The sequence below is a fragment of the Klebsiella sp. C360 genome, assembly GCF_048822415.1.
Lineage (GTDB): Bacteria > Pseudomonadota > Gammaproteobacteria > Enterobacterales > Enterobacteriaceae > Klebsiella > Klebsiella quasipneumoniae.
Map to the genome: position 1 here is coordinate 147,668 of NZ_JBMEZZ010000005.1, position 15,863 is coordinate 163,530.

The 15,863-nt window shown below is 54.4% G+C and carries 14 protein-coding genes; 9 read left to right on the plus strand and 5 right to left on the minus strand.

Annotated elements, in window-relative coordinates; genetic code table 11:
* Positions 1–10: 10 nt before the first annotated feature.
* The 3 genes from fkpB (at position 11) to rihC (ending at position 2,393) form a co-directional block, all read left to right on the plus strand.
* A complete protein-coding gene (gene fkpB, locus ACOI7D_RS15670) occupies positions 11–460 on the plus strand; it encodes an FKBP-type peptidyl-prolyl cis-trans isomerase (protein WP_023291927.1) in 450 nt (149 codons plus the stop codon).
* A gap of 1 nt (position 461) precedes the next feature.
* Positions 462–1,412, plus strand: coding sequence for a 4-hydroxy-3-methylbut-2-enyl diphosphate reductase (gene ispH / locus ACOI7D_RS15675; protein ID WP_002887979.1), 951 nt, complete (start codon positions 462–464; stop codon positions 1,410–1,412).
* A gap of 66 nt (positions 1,413–1,478) precedes the next feature.
* Positions 1,479–2,393, plus strand: a complete 915-nt coding sequence (rihC, locus tag ACOI7D_RS15680) for a ribonucleoside hydrolase RihC (protein WP_023291929.1) — start codon at positions 1,479–1,481, stop codon at positions 2,391–2,393.
* A gap of 18 nt (positions 2,394–2,411) precedes the next feature.
* Here rihC and ACOI7D_RS15685 read toward each other — a convergent pair whose 3' ends face one another.
* Positions 2,412–3,350: a LysR family transcriptional regulator gene (locus ACOI7D_RS15685; RefSeq protein WP_048336374.1), complete on the minus strand. Its 939-nt coding sequence runs from the start codon at positions 3,348–3,350 to the stop codon at positions 2,412–2,414.
* 273 nt (positions 3,351–3,623) lie between these two features.
* Between ACOI7D_RS15685 and ACOI7D_RS15690 the strand changes: the two genes are divergently transcribed.
* The 5 genes from ACOI7D_RS15690 (at position 3,624) to ACOI7D_RS15710 (ending at position 10,452) form a co-directional block, all read left to right on the plus strand.
* On the plus strand, positions 3,624–4,679 hold the full coding sequence (locus ACOI7D_RS15690) for a 4-oxalomesaconate tautomerase (protein ID WP_101978442.1): 1,056 nt from the start codon (positions 3,624–3,626) through the stop codon (positions 4,677–4,679).
* 101 nt (positions 4,680–4,780) lie between these two features.
* Positions 4,781–6,214: an anion permease gene (locus ACOI7D_RS15695; RefSeq protein WP_048336376.1), complete on the plus strand. Its 1,434-nt coding sequence runs from the start codon at positions 4,781–4,783 to the stop codon at positions 6,212–6,214.
* An 88-nt stretch (positions 6,215–6,302) separates the two neighbouring features.
* Complete coding sequence (locus tag ACOI7D_RS15700; protein ID WP_048336377.1) at positions 6,303–7,565, plus strand: SLC13 family permease; 1,263 nt, start codon at positions 6,303–6,305, stop codon at positions 7,563–7,565.
* A 54-nt stretch (positions 7,566–7,619) separates the two neighbouring features.
* Positions 7,620–9,905 carry a hydratase gene (locus ACOI7D_RS15705; RefSeq protein ID WP_109546667.1) on the plus strand — a complete coding sequence of 762 codons (2,286 nt, stop codon included), beginning with the start codon at positions 7,620–7,622 and terminating at the stop codon, positions 9,903–9,905.
* Between the two features lie 181 nt (positions 9,906–10,086).
* Positions 10,087–10,452 (plus strand): DUF805 domain-containing protein, encoded by a 366-nt coding sequence (locus ACOI7D_RS15710; RefSeq protein WP_049014574.1) that lies wholly within the window; start codon positions 10,087–10,089, stop codon positions 10,450–10,452.
* On the opposite strand, the gene ACOI7D_RS15715 is transcribed toward ACOI7D_RS15710, so the two are convergent.
* Complete coding sequence (locus ACOI7D_RS15715) at positions 10,400–11,329, minus strand: LysR family transcriptional regulator (protein ID WP_023291931.1); 930 nt, start codon at positions 11,327–11,329, stop codon at positions 10,400–10,402. The two genes, ACOI7D_RS15710 and ACOI7D_RS15715, sit on opposite strands and share 53 nt — an antisense overlap.
* Positions 11,330–11,421: 92 nt before the next feature.
* On the opposite strand from ACOI7D_RS15715, the gene ACOI7D_RS15720 reads away from it, so the two are divergent.
* Entirely contained in the window at positions 11,422–12,051 is a 630-nt protein-coding gene (locus ACOI7D_RS15720; RefSeq protein ID WP_050534018.1) for a serine-tRNA(Ala) deacylase AlaX, read from the plus strand.
* 5 nt (positions 12,052–12,056) lie between these two features.
* Here ACOI7D_RS15720 and ACOI7D_RS15725 read toward each other — a convergent pair whose 3' ends face one another.
* The 3 genes from ACOI7D_RS15725 to ACOI7D_RS15735 all read right to left on the minus strand — a co-directional run bounded on the left by ACOI7D_RS15725 (position 12,057) and on the right by ACOI7D_RS15735 (position 15,849).
* Positions 12,057–12,761, minus strand: coding sequence for a response regulator (locus ACOI7D_RS15725; protein WP_048296651.1), 705 nt, complete (start codon positions 12,759–12,761; stop codon positions 12,057–12,059).
* Positions 12,754–14,382 (minus strand): ATP-binding protein, encoded by a 1,629-nt coding sequence (locus ACOI7D_RS15730; protein ID WP_086075196.1) that lies wholly within the window; start codon positions 14,380–14,382, stop codon positions 12,754–12,756. Before ACOI7D_RS15730 ends, ACOI7D_RS15725 begins: the two co-directional genes overlap by 8 nt.
* A 165-nt stretch (positions 14,383–14,547) precedes the next feature.
* On the minus strand, positions 14,548–15,849 hold the full coding sequence (locus ACOI7D_RS15735; RefSeq protein ID WP_023291143.1) for an oxaloacetate decarboxylase subunit beta: 1,302 nt from the start codon (positions 15,847–15,849) through the stop codon (positions 14,548–14,550).
* Between the last annotated feature and the right edge of the window lie 14 nt (positions 15,850–15,863).

The window sequence follows — 15,863 nt, forward strand, 5'->3', positions numbered from 1 at the left end:
AGCAATTTGCATGTCTAAATCCGTACAGAGCAACAGCGCGGTTCTCGTTCACTTCACGCTGAAGCTGGACGATGGATCCACCGCCGAGTCCACCCGTAACAATGGCAAACCGGCGCTGTTTCGCCTCGGCGACACCTCCCTGTCTGAGGGGCTGGAGCAACAGCTTCTTGGTCTGAAAGAGGGCGAGAAAAAGGCCTTTTCGCTGGAGCCTGACGCCGCATTTGGCGTCCCGAGCCCGGACCTGATTCAGTATTTCTCTCGCCGCGAGTTTATCGACGCCGGCGAGCCGGAGATCGGCGCGATTATGCTCTTTACCGCAATGGATGGCAGCGAAATGCCTGGCGTGATCCGTGAAGTGAACGGCGATTCCATCACCGTCGACTTCAACCATCCGCTGGCCGGGCGCACCGTTCATTTTGATATTGAAGTGCTGGAGATCGATCCGGCGCTGGAGGATTAACATGCAGATCCTGTTGGCTAACCCGCGCGGCTTTTGCGCTGGTGTTGACCGCGCTATCAGCATTGTAGAAAACGCGCTGACGCTGTACGGCGCGCCGATCTATGTTCGTCATGAAGTGGTGCATAACCGCTATGTGGTGGATAGCCTGCGCAAGCGCGGCGCCATTTTTATCGAACAGATCAGCGAAGTACCGGATGGCGCGATCCTGATCTTCTCCGCTCACGGCGTATCGCAGGCGGTACGGAATGAAGCGAAGAGCCGCGATCTGACGGTGTTCGACGCCACCTGTCCGCTGGTGACGAAAGTGCATATGGAAGTCGCCCGCGCCAGCCGCCGTGGCGAAGAGTCGATTCTGATCGGCCATGCCGGGCACCCGGAAGTTGAAGGCACGATGGGGCAGTACAATAACCCGCAAGGGGGCATGTACCTGGTCGAGTCGCCGGAAGACGTTCTCAAGCTGGAAGTCAAAAACGACGCCCGGCTGTCGTTTATGACCCAGACCACCCTCTCGGTGGATGATACCTCGGATGTGATTGACGCGCTACGCGCGCGTTTCCCGAAAATCGTCGGCCCGCGCAAAGACGACATTTGCTATGCCACCACTAACCGTCAGGAAGCGGTGCGCGCGCTGGCGGAGCAGGCTGACGTGGTGCTGGTGGTTGGTTCGAAAAACTCCTCCAACTCAAACCGTCTCGCCGAACTGGCGCAGCGGATGGGTAAGGCGGCTTACCTGATTGACGATGCCTCCGATATTCAGGAAGCGTGGGTCAAGGATGCGGCCTGCGTCGGCGTGACGGCGGGCGCGTCGGCGCCGGATATTCTGGTGCAGAACGTCATTACCCGCCTGCAGGAGCTGGGCGGCGGCGAAGCCGTACCGCTGGAAGGCCGGGAAGAGAATATCGTCTTTGAAGTGCCGAAAGAGCTGCGTGTGGATGTCCGTGAAGTAGAGTAAGTTCTTTCCGTCAGCAGTATGAGAAGATGCCAGACTTAACGTCTGGCATTTTTTTAGGGAGAAACCATGCGCTTACCGATCATTCTTGATACAGACCCGGGCATCGACGATGCTGCCGCTATTGCCGCGGCGCTGTTCGCCCCTGAGCTGGATCTGCAGCTGATGACCACCGTGGCGGGCAATGTCTCGGTGGAGAAGACGACCCGTAACGCGCTGCAGCTGCTGCACTTCTGGCATGCCGATGTGCCGCTGGCGCAGGGCGCCTCGATGCCGCTGGTGCGTCCTCTGCGCGATGCCGCCTCGGTGCACGGCGAATCCGGTATGGAAGGGTATGACTTTGTTGAGCATCACCGGCAACCGCTGGCGAAGCCGGCCTTCCAGGCGATCCGCGATGCGCTGATGCATGCTGCCGAGCCGATCACTCTGGTGGCGATTGGCCCATTGACCAATATTGCGCTGCTGCTGACTCAGTATCCCGAATGCGTGTTCAACATTCGCCGGCTGGTGATCATGGGCGGCTCGGCGGGCCGGGGCAACTTTACGCCGAATGCCGAATTCAATATTGCCATCGATCCGGAAGCCGCCGCGAAAGTCTTCCACAGCGGGCTGGAGATTATCATGTGCGGGCTGGACGTCACCAATCGGGCGCTGCTGACGGCGGATTATCTGGCGACCCTGCCGACACTGAATCAGACCGGTAAAATGCTCCATGCGCTGTTTAGCCACTATCGTAGCGGCAGCATGAGTAGTGGTCTGAGAATGCACGATCTCTGCGCTATCGCATGGCTGGTCCGCCCGGAACTGTTCACCCTACAGCCGTGTTTTGTGGCGGTGGAGACGCAGGGAACCTGGACCGCCGGCGCCACGGTGGTGGATATCGAAGGGCGACTGGGCCAGCCGGCCAATGCCCAGGTGGCGCTGGATATCGATGTCGAAGGGTTTCAGCGCTGGGCGGCGGAGGTGATCGCCCTGGCGCCGTGATCGTTGATGGCGTGCGGTTCATACCTGTTGATGCGGATCCACCACGTTACACCACAGTTCGCTCGCTTCATCCGTCCACATCAGGAGTAACAGCGAAGCGAAGCGTTCTGCGGCGGCGGAAAGTGGGCGATTTTTTACACGGATCATGCCAAGCGTCCGTCTGATGACGGGTTCCACGAGCGGTACGCTTACCACTGTGCCCTTAGTATTTTGCGGCATAGCCAGACAGGGCAGTGCCGATACGCCAAGCCCCGCTTCAACCAGACCCAGGGAGGTGGATAAATGTCTCACTTCATAAAACCAGTCCAGCTTCCACGGCTTATCCGCCAGGCAACTTTCAATCAGCTGCCGATTACCGCTCGAACGCCTGACGCCAATTAACCTTTGCGAGGTGAGCTCCCGCCATTCCACCAGTTTTTTACTGGCCAGCGGATGATCCATTCTGCAGGCCAGGACAAAGGGTTCGTTGACCAGTGGACTAAATTCGATATCGGGATGTGTGATGAAGTTCATATTTATACCAAAATCGACTTCCCCCTTTCTCACCGAAGCCATGCAATTTTCTATACCTTGTTCATAAATTTGTACTTTGATATGCGGATAGCGCTGATTAAATTGAACGATAGCGCGAGGTAAAAAATAAAAGACGGCGGTGGGAATACAGGAAAGTGTAATCGTATCCTGGACATGAGAAGTCAGGTTGCTGACGTCAAAGATGGCGGCATCCAGACTGGCAATCAGCGATTTTGCTTTCGGTAACAACATTGCTCCCGCCTGCGTAAGCTGGATTTTTCGGGTGGTACGCTGGAACAAGGCAGTATTGAGATTGCTTTCTAATTTTTTTATTTTTCGCGTCAATGCTGGCTGTGTCAGATTAAGGATCTCGGCGGCTTTACTAAACGAGCCAAGTTCAGCCACGGTAACAAAGGCTTTCATACCGGATAGTTCATTGTGCATTATGACTCCCTAAGCGTAAAGAGGCTTTAAACCTTATAGTAAGGCAGCGTTAATTATCATAGTGGTGATATTTGTTATTCATGTTTTGTAGGAATAAATCTTATTTTTTAATGTTATCAATCACCAAAACCCTTGCAAGTAGAATTCTCGGGTAAACGGTTTGGCGAACAATGAAATAATAAAGTTAATAAAAAACTTTAAATTCATTAAGTGTATTAAATACGCGCCTGACGTTTATTTGATTTCATTTTCTCTATTTGTAAGGAGCGTGTTATGAAAAAAATTCCGTGCGCACTCATGCGTGGCGGCACATCAAAAGGGGCCTTTCTGTTAGCGGACGATCTCCCGCAGGATACGCAGCAACGTGACGAGGCGTTATTAACCATTATGGGTTCTGGCCATGAGCTGGAAATCGATGGTATTGGCGGCGGAAGCCCGCAAACCAGTAAGGTGGCGATTGTCAGTCAATCAGCCAGTCAGCAGGCGGATGTGGATTACCTGTTTGTTCAGGTCATTGTCAATGAACGGCGAGTGGATACTACGCCAAATTGCGGCAATATGCTCTGCGCCGTGGGGGGATTTGCCATCGAAAAAGGACTTGTCGCGGCAACCTCTCCGATAACACGGGTGCGCATTAGGAACGTGAACACCAATACCTTTGTTGACGCAGATATTCAGACCCCGAATGGACAGGTGGTTTATGAAGGAAGCACGCATATTGATGGCGTGCCGGGACACGCCGCGCCCGTTAGCCTGACTTTTCTGAACGCTGCAGGGGCAAAGTCCGGCCAGCTTTTCCCCACCGGCAATCGGGTGGATATTTTTGATAATATTCGCGTGACGTGTATCGATATGGCTATGCCTATGGTGATTATTCCGGCGCATAGCCTGGGCAAAACAGGATATGAGTCAGCAAATGAATTAGATCAGGATAAAGACTTTTTTCAACGTCTTGAATCAATCCGTAAACAAGCCGGCGCGGCAATGGGATTTGGCGACGTATCAAATATGGTAATCCCTAAACCTGTGCTGGTGGCGCCGCCACTGCAGGGCGGAACCTTAAGCGTGCGTTATTTTATGCCGCATAGCTGCCATAAATCGTTAGCGATCACCGGCGCCATCGGCCTGGCGAGCGCCTGCATTATTGCGGATACCGTGGTTAACGAAATGACCCGCATGGCGGGGGATGGCTTAATTAAAGTTGAGCATCCCAGCGGGAGCATTGATGTGAGTCTGAGTAATACTGATGGGCAGCCAGAAAGCATTCGCGCATCGGTTATTCGTACGGCTCGTAAGATCCTTTCGGGAATGGTTTACCTGCCTGATTAATCATCTTTCCAGACAATTTACAGGTTATTTGAACGGGAAACTCTCTCTTCACTGACGTTTTATCAATGTCTTAATATGATTAATTCTGGGATGGAATTAAAATGGATAAAAAATCGTTATGGAAGCTAGTCGTTATTATAGCCATACCGCTACTCATTAGTTTATTTCCCGCGCCAGAAGGGTTGACCGAGCTGGCCTGGATACTGTCAGGTATTTATCTGGCAGCGATCGTTGGGTTAGTGATTAAACCCTTTTCCGAACCGGTTGTCTTGTTAATCGCCGTTGCGGCCTCCATGGTGGTAATCGGTAATTTAGGTGATGGCACCATAAAAACATCGAGTGTCTTAAGCGGCTATGCCTCCGGCACCACCTGGCTGGTTTTCTCGGCTTTCACTCTCAGTGCTGCATTTGTCATTACCGGTCTGGGCAAACGCATCGCCTATATTCTCATTGGCAAGATAGGCAGCACCACGCTGGGATTAGGCTATGTCACCGCTTTTTTGGATCTGATCCTGTCGCCCGCGACGCCATCAAATACCGCGCGCGCCGGCGGTATCGTTTTACCGATCATAAATAGCGTGGCCGTGGCTCTGGGCTCGGAACCTGAACATAGCGCGAAGCGCGTTGGTCATTATCTGATGATGAACGTCTATATGGTCACCAAAACCACCAGCTATATGTTTTTTACGGCGATGGCCGGCAATATTCTGGCGCTCAAGATGATTGAAGATATTTGTCATATCAAATTAAGCTGGGGCGGATGGGCGCTGGCCGGCGTGTTGCCAGGCATCATAATGCTGTTAGTGACGCCGCTGATTATCTATAAGCTTTATCCACCTGAGCTGAAGAAGGTCGATAACAAAGCGATAGCCAAAGCCGGGATTGAAGCCTTAGGGCCGATGACGTTACGGGAGAAAATGCTCTCCCTCCTGTTTGTCATGGCGCTGGGCGGTTGGGTATTCAGTAAATCGCTGGGCGTGAACGAATCAACGGTCGCGATTTGTGTGATGGCCTTGATGTTGGTGTTAAAAATCGTCAGCTGGGATGACGTGATTAAGAACAAAGGTGGCTGGAACACCTTAATTTGGTACGGCGGGATTATCGGCTTAAGCTCATTGTTGTCCAGCGTGGGTTTTTTCTTATGGCTGGCGGATTTGCTGAAAAATAACATTTCTTTTGGCACACACAGCACGCTTGCCTTCATCATCATCGTTGCGTTGAGCATTGTGGTCCGTTATTTCTTTGCTTCCGGTAGCGCCTATATTGTGGCGATGGTGCCGGTTTTCGCTATGCTGGCTAATGTCTCTGGTGCGCCGATTATGCTCACAGCTCTTGCCCTGCTGTTTAGTAATTCATATGGCGGAATGGTCACTCATTATGGCGGTGCGGCAGGTCCGGTTATTTTTGGCGTGGGATACAATGATATTAAGTCGTGGTGGATTATTGGCGGCATATTGACCCTGCTGACTTTCCTCTTACATATCACCGTAGGCGTGTGGTGGTGGGAGATATTAATGTACTGGAAAATAATCTAATTTGGATTTGAAGCGTTAAGCGCCTGTGAGTTATTTGCATCACCTGCTTTTAATAATGTATATCTTTTGAATAAGGAATTATCTATTGATGTCACCAGTCGCAATTACCTTGTCACTGCTGTTATTTTCAATTGTGATGTTTATTTGGGAAAAGATTCCGCTGGCTGTCACGGCAATGATTGTGTGCATTGCTTTAGTCGTAACCGGCATTTTTGATGTGAAAATGGCGTTTGCCGGATTTATTAATCAAAACGTCATTTTATTTGTGGCGATGTTCGTGGTCGGTGGCGCCCTGTTTGAAACCGGGGTCACCGATAAGATTGGCGGCATAGTGACGCGTTACGCCAGGTCTGAGAGGCAGCTCATCGTTATTATTATGCTGGTGTGTGGCATTCTTTCCGGGTTTTTATCCAATACCGGAACGGCTGCGGTATTGATACCGGTGGTCATCGGTACCGCTATCAAATCTGGCTATGCGCAATCTCGTCTGCTTATGCCGCTGGCGTTCGCTTCGGCGCTGGGGGGAAACTTATCCCTGATCGGCTCGCCGGGAAATTTGATTGCGCAGTCGGCGCTTGAGCAAGTTGGGCAACGCTTTGATTTTTTCGAGTATGCCAAACTCGGTATTCCCATGCTGCTTTGCGGGATCATCTACTTTTTGACTATCGGCTATAAACTGCTACCGGCAAAATCGGGCCATAGTAGTGCAAATGCCAGCAAGAGCAAAAAAGTTAGCTGCCCAAAATATAAGCAAGTGATTGCCGTGCTGGTCCTGGTATTTACCGTGCTGGGAATGATTTTCGAAAATATCATCGGCTTACCCATTGCGGTTATTGGCTCCGTTGGCGCTTTACTGCTGGTGATCAGCGGTGTGATTACGGAAAAGCAGGCTTATCAGTCTATCGACTCGCAGACTATTTTTCTGTTCGGCGGAACCTTAGCGTTAGCGAAAGCGCTTGAAACCACCGGCGCTGGAGAAATCATGGCGCGCTCTGTTATCGATCTGCTTGGCCAGCAGGCTTCGCCATTCTTACTGTTAAGCGCAGTATTGATTATCTCCTGCCTGTTAACCAATTTTATGTCAAATATGGCAACGGCCGCCTTACTTATCCCGATTGGTTTGTCTATCGCCAATTCAATGGGGGCTGACTCGCGGGCGGTGCTGATGGCCATCGTGATCGGCTGTTCATGTGCCTATGCGACGCCAGTAGGCACCCCGGCGAATATGATGATTTTTTCCGCAGGAGGCTATCGGTTTATCGATTATGTACGGGTTGGTCTGCCGCTAATAGTCATATCGATTATTGTGAGTTTTATTTTACTCCCTCTCTTTTTCCCCTTCTATCCGTAGGCGTAGAGAGGTAGGGAAACTTTATCATTTTATCTACAGCAAAGGACGCAAGTCATGATTACATTACACGAGCATGGGGTTTATTTATCCCAGCAGCACGGTATTATTGCGGAACAATCATGTTCATTTCCCGTCGAAAAGGAAATTGCACGCAAGGGAACTATTTCCTGGTCAATTTTGTCATCCCACAGTCGTTCAGGTGACGAACGGAAGTTAAAAATTAAATTTGATTCCATGGCCTCCCATGATCTTACCTTCGTTGGCATTATTCAGACAGCGAAAGCGTCCGGGATGACGCGCTTTCCGCTGCCATATGTTTTAACTAATTGCCATAATTCACTTTGCGCGGTGGGCGGCACAATAAACAGTGATGATCATATTTTTGGCTTAACGTCGGCACAGAAATACGGCGGAATTTATGTTCCGCCACATATTTCCGTTATTCACCAGTATATGCGTGAGATGATGGCTAGCTGCGGTCAAATGATACTGGGGTCGGATAGTCATACCCGCTACGGCGCTCTGGGCACGATGGCGGTGGGCGAAGGGGGCGGGGAGTTAGTCAAACAGCTGCTCGGCAGTACCTGGGATATTGATTACCCTGAGGTTGTCGCAGTGTATTTAACCGGCAAACCGGCGGCTGGGGTCGGGCCGCAGGATATTGCATTAGCGATTATCGGCGCGGTGTTCAAGAGCGGCTATGTCAAGAATAAGGTCATGGAGTTCGTCGGCCCCGGCGTGGGCAGTATGTCGACTGATTTCCGAAACAGCATTGATGTGATGACCACCGAGACCACCTGTCTGTCCTCTATCTGGCAGACGGATGATGAGACGCACCATTTCTTACGCCTTCATGGCAGGGAGAAAGACTATCGGGCGCTGTCGGCAAAAGATATGGCGTACTACGATGGTTGCATTGAGGTCGATCTAAGCGCCATTAAGCCGATGATCGCGTTACCGTTTCATCCTGCCAATGTTTATGAAATCGCCACGCTTAATGAAAACCTGACGGACATTTTACGTGAAGTGGAAGTGGAGTCGGAGAAAATTTCTCTTGGCCGCGCAAAGCTGTCGCTGTTAAACAAAATTGAGAACGGCAAATTACGCGTCCAGCAGGGGATCATTGCCGGTTGCGCCGGAGGTAACTATGTCAACGTGGCCCAGGCGGCTCAAGCTCTGAAGCACCACGCCTGTGGGGATAATATTTTCTCGCTCTCTGTTTACCCCTCCTCGCAACCGGTGCTGATGGCGTTAAATAAAAAGGGGTTAATTAACGATTTAATGAGCTCAGGGGCAATTGTTCGCACGGCATTCTGCGGCCCTTGCTTTGGCGCCGGCGACACGCCGATGAATAATGGCTTAAGTATCCGGCACACGACGCGTAATTTTCCCAACCGCGAAGGCTCTAAACCGGGCAATGGCCAAATGTCCGCGGTGGCATTAATGGATGCCCGCTCGATTGCCGCTACGGCCATCAACGGCGGGTTGTTGACGTCTGCAGCAGAGCTCGATTGCTGGCAGGACGCGCCAGAGTATGAATTTGATGCTTCGTCCTACAAGAGCCGGGTTTATCAGGGCTTTGTAAAAGGGGGGACGGATCAGCCAATGATCTATGGCCCGAATATTAAAGACTGGCCGGAAATGAATGCGCTAACGGAAAATATTCTGCTGGTGGTGGCGTCAAAGATAATGGATCCAGTGACCACCACTGACGAACTGATCCCATCCGGTGAAACGTCATCGTTTCGTTCTAATCCGTTAGGCCTGGCTGAATTTACGCTGTCCCGTCGCGATCCTGACTATGTTGGGCGCAGCAAAGCTATTGCCGCTATGGAGCAACAGCGCGTTAACGGTGAGGATCTGTATAGCAGCTGTCCGCAGCTGGGCAATATTTTCTCACAACTGCGACTGCTACCTGGCCAGGAACAGATTTCCGTTGAACAGACGGAGATTGGTAGCATGGTCTATGCCGTCAAACCCGGCGATGGCTCGGCGCGCGAACAAGCCGCGAGCTGCCAGCGGGTACTCGGGGGCCTGGCCAATATCTGTCAGGAATATGCGACCAAGCGCTATCGCTCGAATATCATTAACTGGGGAATGCTGCCGCTGCAGATGAAGCAGGTGCCAGACTTCGAGGTCGGCGACTTTATCTTCATTCCGGGAATAAAAAGCGCGCTGGCGGGCGAGCTGAGCGATATCACCGCTTATGTCGTCAGTGAGAAAAAGCCGATTCAGCAGATTAGCCTCTATATGGAGAAATTAACTGCCGACGAGCAGGCGATTATTCAAGCCGGCGGACTCATTAATTATAATAAAAAACAATTAACTACTGGTCATTAATTGGTTTTCTCCCGTGCTGGCAGCCTGCTCGCTGCCAGCCATTCTTTGTCGCCAAAACCCGCTTTTTTGTGCCAGCACAGGAATCGCAGCTGGATAATCATTTAATCTGCCTTTTATTTCGTGGGGCTAAGGCGCTCAATCAGGCCTGCGACCAGTGACGTTATTCTCATGGAGAGAGACAATGACCTATGGACAGGCGTATTTAAGCGGCTGGAAAGAGACCTTTAATTTTAGCGGCCGGGCCAGCCGACAGCAGTTCTGGACGTTTTTTCTTATCAATCTACTGATCGCCAGCGCGCCGCTGGCCGTCTGGTGGCTGGCAACCAGCTTTAACCCTCAATACGGCATCCTCAGTTTTGTTGTTATTCCCTTTGCTGCGCTGTGGTTGCTGCTGATGACTCTCCCTCTGCTGGCGATCGGCTGCCGGCGGATGCATGATATCGGCCGCTCCGGGCTCTGGTTCGTGCTGGGGGTTATCATTCCGTGGTTTGCGGTTATTTCGCTGGCGCTATGCTGCCTGCGTTCAGCGCCGGCACCGTCTCGCTGAGATAATCAATCATCGCCCGCATTCTGGCGGGCATATGCTTATCTCCCGCCCAGAGCAGCCACAGATCGCCGGAGTAGCTGCTGATAAATTCCCATTCGGGCAGCACCTGCACGATATCGCCATTCGCCAGCGCCTCGCGGGCGGTGAACAGCGGCAGGCTGCCGATCCCTAAATGCTGCCTGACCGCGTCGAGGCGCACGGCGGTATGGTTGGCGGCGTACCGCCCGTATGTTTGCACCGTTTCGGTTCTCCCTTCCCGACGGAACTTCCAGCGCGCGTCGGCGGGCGTTTCGCCAAGGCTGATGCAGCTGTGCGCGCGCAGTTCCTGCGGCGTGCGCGGCATACCGTGGCGCTGTAAATAGGCCTCAGTGGCACAGATAACGTGCGTGACTGGCATCAACGGTTTGCCATGCAGACCGGGCGAGGGGGTATCGGTGATGCGTAACGCCAGATCGATACCGTCATCGATAAAATCCAGAGGGCGATCTTCCAGCCGCAGGCAGACGTCAACCTGCGGGTAACGCTGAAAAAACGCCATCATCAGCGGATGGATCACGAAGCGGCCGACGGCTTTCGGCACGCTGAGCGTCAGCTTTCCCTGGGCGACCGTTTGGCGACTGCCGGCGGAATCCATCGCCTGTCGCGCCGCTTCCAGCATCTGCTGGGCATGCTGATACACCGTTTCCCCGGCATCGCTCAGACGCAGCTTGCGGGTGGTACGCTGCAGCAGTTTGCAGCCCATCTCTCGCTCCAGCCGCGACACGCTGCGGCTAACGGCGGAAGGGGTAATGCCGCTCTGGCGGGCGACGGCGGAGAAGCTGCCCTGGTCGACGATCTGGACGAAAAGGGCAAGGTCGGGCAGGAGGCTGAGATTCATTTGTGCTCCCGGAGCAAGAGTGCATTGGCTGGTGATAGGATTATCGCTGTCGGTATTAATAATATACTGGGCGGACAGAGAGGAGAATCACTATGACTGAACGGGTTTATTACACCAGCGACGCTACCGATGGGCGCGCCCAGATCATCGCCTGCACTGCGGAAGCGGATGGCCGCTACGCCATCGAACTGGATCGGACGCTGTTTCACCCGCAAGGGGGCGGTCAACCGGCGGATCGCGGCTGGATAGCTGGTCAGGCCGTTGAGACGGTTATTGTGCGCGGCGACAGCGTGCTGCATATTCTGTCGCAACCGCTTCCCCTCGGTGAAGTGGAGATGAGAATAGATGCCTCCGCGAGACACCTGCATGCCCGCCTGCATTCCGCCGGCCACCTGCTTGGCCTGGCGGGCGAACAGCTTGGCTGGCAACCGGTGAAAGCGCACCACTGGCCTGGCGAGGGGCGGATCGCTTTCACCGGCGGGAACCACGCCGTGATACCCGACGCCAGCGCGCTGCTGAGCCAGGTGAAGGCATGGCAGGCGCAGGACCTCCCGCGTCAGGTGATCTTCGCTGAGGGTTTGCGCATGGTGGGGTTTGGCGAACTGCCCGCCTATCCCTGCGGTGGCACACACGTCGCCCGCCTGGCGGAGCTGGGCGACATTCTTATCAGTCAGATTAAGATGAAGAAGGGGCAGCTGGTGGTCAGCTATTCCCTGGCGTAAACGTTTCAGACCTGCTCAGGGGAGGTCTGTTTGCCGCGATAAATACGCTCCGGTCGACCAACCTTGCCGTAGCTGATTTCCGCTTCCAGAAAGTCGTTCTTCACCCCTTGTTCCAGATAACGGCGGGCGGTGGTTTTGCTGCTGCCAAGGATACGCGCCAGCGAGTCGGCGGTATGCACCACCGCCGGGTCGGCAAACAGCTGGAGTACGCGCTGAAAGGTGCTTTCATCGATCCCACGTAGCGGTGCGCTGGCCGGTTCCGTCTGTTCCCGAGCCTGAATATTAAACAGCGCATCGACGTGGATCTGGCTGGCCTGTTCGCTGGAACGCAGCGAGCTGCGATAGCGAGCGAAGCGCTCCAGGGTGTGCTGCAGGCGCTGATAGTGCACCGGCTTAATCAGATAGTCGAACACCCCCAGGCGCAGTGCTTCGCTGATGGTATCCATATGATTATCAGCGGTAATAAAGATAATCCGCCCCTTGTAATGGGTACTGACCGCATGGCGGATCAGGTCGATACCTTTGCCGTCAGGTAAGAAATTATCCAGCAGGATCAACTGCGGTTGATACAGTCTGAGTTGTTTCCTGGCGCTCTCGAGTTTATCCGCAATGCCAATGACGTCGAACTGGGGAAACTGTTTGATGTTATCCACCAGGATCTCCGCCAGCATAGGTTCGTCTTCAACGATAAGAGTGGTGATGCTATCCATGATGTTCATCTCGGGTCAGGGGAATATAAAGAGTAAAGATGGTGCCAAAAGGTATGTTATTTTCGACGACGATGCTGCCACCTGCCTGTTCCACGTAGCTGCGAACCAGCCAGAGTCCGATGCCATGATCTTTGCTGACGCTGCTGGTGACGCCGCGCTCGAAGATCCGATCGCGCAGCGTCTCGTCAATGCCGCATCCCTGATCGGCGACCTCGATAATCACCTCGTGGCCGTCACTGTTGATCAGGCACTCTATCTGCCTTGAGCCCTGCGGCTGTTGCAGGCTGGCATTGTAGGCGTTATCAAGCAGATTCCCCACGATCGAGATCCATTCGTTGTGAGAAAGGGCGGTGGGTAATCGGTCGACGAAGCAGGCTGGATCGAAAATCAGCTCAAGTCCAAGCTCTTTGGCCCGGTAATATTTGCCGATCAACAGCCCGGCCAGGTGGTTGTCCTGGAAATTACGCGCGATAAAATCGATGACCTTCTGGTGACTTTCCGACTGCTGTTGGATCAGATCCAGCGCATGATCGTAGCGTTTAAGAAACAGCAGGCCGGCGATGGTGGAGATCAGATTGCGATGCTCATGCTGCACGGCGCGCAGGTTATCGGCATATTGTTGTACCTGGCTAAGCTGCAGGCTGAGGGTGTTGATATCGTCTTTACTACGAAAGCTGATCACCCAGCCCTGTGGCTCATTATTTAAGATCACCGCCATCCGGCTGGCGATCACTTTGATCTGATTGAAGGTGACGATCTCGTCTTTTTTATTGGTCTGCGGCGCATCGTAGAAGAAAGCCTCCTGCGAAATCACGCTGCTGATCCCTTTACCGATAAGCGTCGTTTCCGGTTGGCTCAGGTTGAGCAACCGGCGGGCAGTCTGATTAATCGCGGTGATCTTGTAACGGGAGTCGATGGCGATAAGCCCTTCGAACACGGATTCAAACAATACGCTTTGCTGGATCAACAGCTGCGACAGCTGTTGGGGTTCCATATTCAGCATCTGCTTTTTGATATGCAACGAGAAGCGGCGGGCGCAGTAGAGCAGGAGCAGTAACATGATCGCCATCGGGATCAGCAGCGAGCTTATCTGCAGGCTGAGCCAGTTCTCTAACTGTTCAATGGTATAGCCTACCGACACAATGCCGATCACCTTGCCGGTCTCGTCCTGAATCGGTGATTTACCGCGCAGCGAGGAGCCCAGCGAGCCTTTGCGCACTGACACGTAGCTTTTCGCGTTTAATAGTGCTTCATCGCTATCGCCGCCCTCCATCGATTTGCCGATTTCATCAGGGTTGACGTGATAGAGGCGCTGGCCGTTAGCATCACCGACGGTGATATAGGTGGCGTCGGAGAACGAACGCATGGGGTCGATAAGCGCTTTGATTCTGGCGAGGTCGCGTTTCTGAACCGCCTCGACCAGCTCCGGCATCGCCGAAATCTGCATTGCCTGAATCAGCGCCCGCTGCCCGACCTGGTAATGCAGACGCTCTTCGGTAATGTCGGTCAGATACCATGACATCGCCAGCATAACGATCGTCGAGGTGAATAAGATCAGCAGGAAGATGCGATTCTGAAACGATCGCCTGGCAAACCAGTGGGTGATTTTTCGGGTATACATAGCGCCAATAGACATTAAATGATTAGTTTCCCCGTTTCGCGGCCCGAGAACCCGCAGATGGCGCACAGAACCGCTAATTTCAGAAAAGTGATCGATGGCAAAGGGGCGTTGTTAATCCTGACCCGGAGGCGGGGCAACGGCCACGCCTCCGGGGAGGACGCCGGCCTACATCGCCAGCACGTACTTGAGCATCACCCCGGCGGCGATCGCCGAGCCGATCACCCCCGCCACGTTCGGGCCCATCGCGTGCATCAGCAGGAAGTTCTGCCCGTCCGCTTCCAGACCCACCTTGTTCGACACCCTGGCCGCCATCGGCACCGCCGACACCCCGGCTGAACCGATCAGCGGGTTGATCGGGTTCTTACTGAACCTGTTCAGCAGCTTCGCCATCAGCACCCCGGCGGCGGTCCCCACGCAGAAGGCGATCACCCCCAGCAGCAGGATCCCCAGCGTCTGCGGCTGCAGGAACTTGTCCGCCACCAGCTTGGCCCCCACCGACAGCCCGAGGAAGATGGTCACGATGTTGATCAGCGCGTTCTGCACCGTATCGCTCAGCCGCTCCACCACCCCGCTCTCGCGCATCAGGTTGCCGAAGCAGAACATCCCCAGCAGCGGCGCGGCGTCCGGCAGCAGGAGCGCCACCAGCAGCAACAGCACCGCCGGGAAGAGGATTTTCTCCCGCTTACTCACCGTGCGCAGCTGCACCATGCGGATCTTCCGCTCCTTATCCGTGGTCAGCGCCTTCATGATCGGCGGCTGGATCAGCGGCACCAGCGCCATGTAGGAGTAGGCGGCCACCGCGATGGCCCCCAGCAGCTCCGGCGCCAGCTTGCCCGACAGGTAGATCGCCGTCGGGCCGTCGGCGCCGCCGATGATGCCGATGGCCGCCGCCTGCGGCAGGGTGAACGAAATCAGGCCGAAGTAGTTCAGCGTCAGCGCCCCGAGGACGGTGGCGAAGATACCGAACTGCGCCGCCGCCCCCAGCAGCAGGGTGCGCGGGTTGGCCAGCAGCGGGCCGAAGTCGGTCATCGCCCCGACGCCCATAAAAATCACCAGCGGCGCGATACCCGAGCCGATGGCGACCTTATAGAAGATGGCCAGCACCCCGGCGGAGTAGCCCATGTCCACCGCCAGGCTCTCCATCTGCCCCTGCACCGACGGCAGGGCCAGGGCCAGCGCCTCCTTAATGGCGTGGACGTCCGGCGCGCAGTGGAGCTTCGCGGCAATCACCGCCAGCTGCGCCGGGTCGTGGTGGGCCAGCAGGCTCTCCAGAGCGCTCAGCGCCAGCCCGGCCTCCGGGATGTTCGACAGCAGGCCGCCGAAGCCAATCGGCAGCAGCAGCAGCGGCTCGAACTTCTTCGCGATCGCCAGCCAGAGCAGCAGCAGGCTGACCAGCAGCATCACCGCCTGGCCGAACCCCAGGTGCATCAGCCCCATCCCCTGAATCAGGGCGTTCAGACTTTCCATTTCCGCTCCTCGTC

What these genes read in the sequence shown, in the direction of transcription:
- ACOI7D_RS15720 (WP_050534018.1), top strand. Translation starts at nt 11,422, where the DNA reads ATGACTGAACGGGTTTATTACACCAGCGACGCTACCGATGGGCGCGCC.
- ACOI7D_RS15735 (WP_023291143.1), bottom strand. Translation starts at nt 15,849, where the DNA reads ATGGAAAGTCTGAACGCCCTGATTCAGGGGATGGGGCTGATGCACCTG.
- rihC (WP_023291929.1), top strand. Translation starts at nt 1,479, where the DNA reads ATGCGCTTACCGATCATTCTTGATACAGACCCGGGCATCGACGATGCT.
- ACOI7D_RS15695 (WP_048336376.1), top strand. Translation starts at nt 4,781, where the DNA reads ATGGATAAAAAATCGTTATGGAAGCTAGTCGTTATTATAGCCATACCG.
- fkpB (WP_023291927.1), top strand. Translation starts at nt 11, where the DNA reads ATGTCTAAATCCGTACAGAGCAACAGCGCGGTTCTCGTTCACTTCACG.
- ACOI7D_RS15705 (WP_109546667.1), top strand. Translation starts at nt 7,620, where the DNA reads ATGATTACATTACACGAGCATGGGGTTTATTTATCCCAGCAGCACGGT.
- ACOI7D_RS15710 (WP_049014574.1), top strand. Translation starts at nt 10,087, where the DNA reads ATGACCTATGGACAGGCGTATTTAAGCGGCTGGAAAGAGACCTTTAAT.
- ACOI7D_RS15690 (WP_101978442.1), top strand. Translation starts at nt 3,624, where the DNA reads ATGAAAAAAATTCCGTGCGCACTCATGCGTGGCGGCACATCAAAAGGG.
- ACOI7D_RS15685 (WP_048336374.1), bottom strand. Translation starts at nt 3,350, where the DNA reads ATGCACAATGAACTATCCGGTATGAAAGCCTTTGTTACCGTGGCTGAA.
- ACOI7D_RS15730 (WP_086075196.1), bottom strand. Translation starts at nt 14,382, where the DNA reads ATGTATACCCGAAAAATCACCCACTGGTTTGCCAGGCGATCGTTTCAG.
- ispH (WP_002887979.1), top strand. Translation starts at nt 462, where the DNA reads ATGCAGATCCTGTTGGCTAACCCGCGCGGCTTTTGCGCTGGTGTTGAC.
- ACOI7D_RS15700 (WP_048336377.1), top strand. Translation starts at nt 6,303, where the DNA reads ATGTCACCAGTCGCAATTACCTTGTCACTGCTGTTATTTTCAATTGTG.
- ACOI7D_RS15715 (WP_023291931.1), bottom strand. Translation starts at nt 11,329, where the DNA reads ATGAATCTCAGCCTCCTGCCCGACCTTGCCCTTTTCGTCCAGATCGTC.
- ACOI7D_RS15725 (WP_048296651.1), bottom strand. Translation starts at nt 12,761, where the DNA reads ATGGATAGCATCACCACTCTTATCGTTGAAGACGAACCTATGCTGGCG.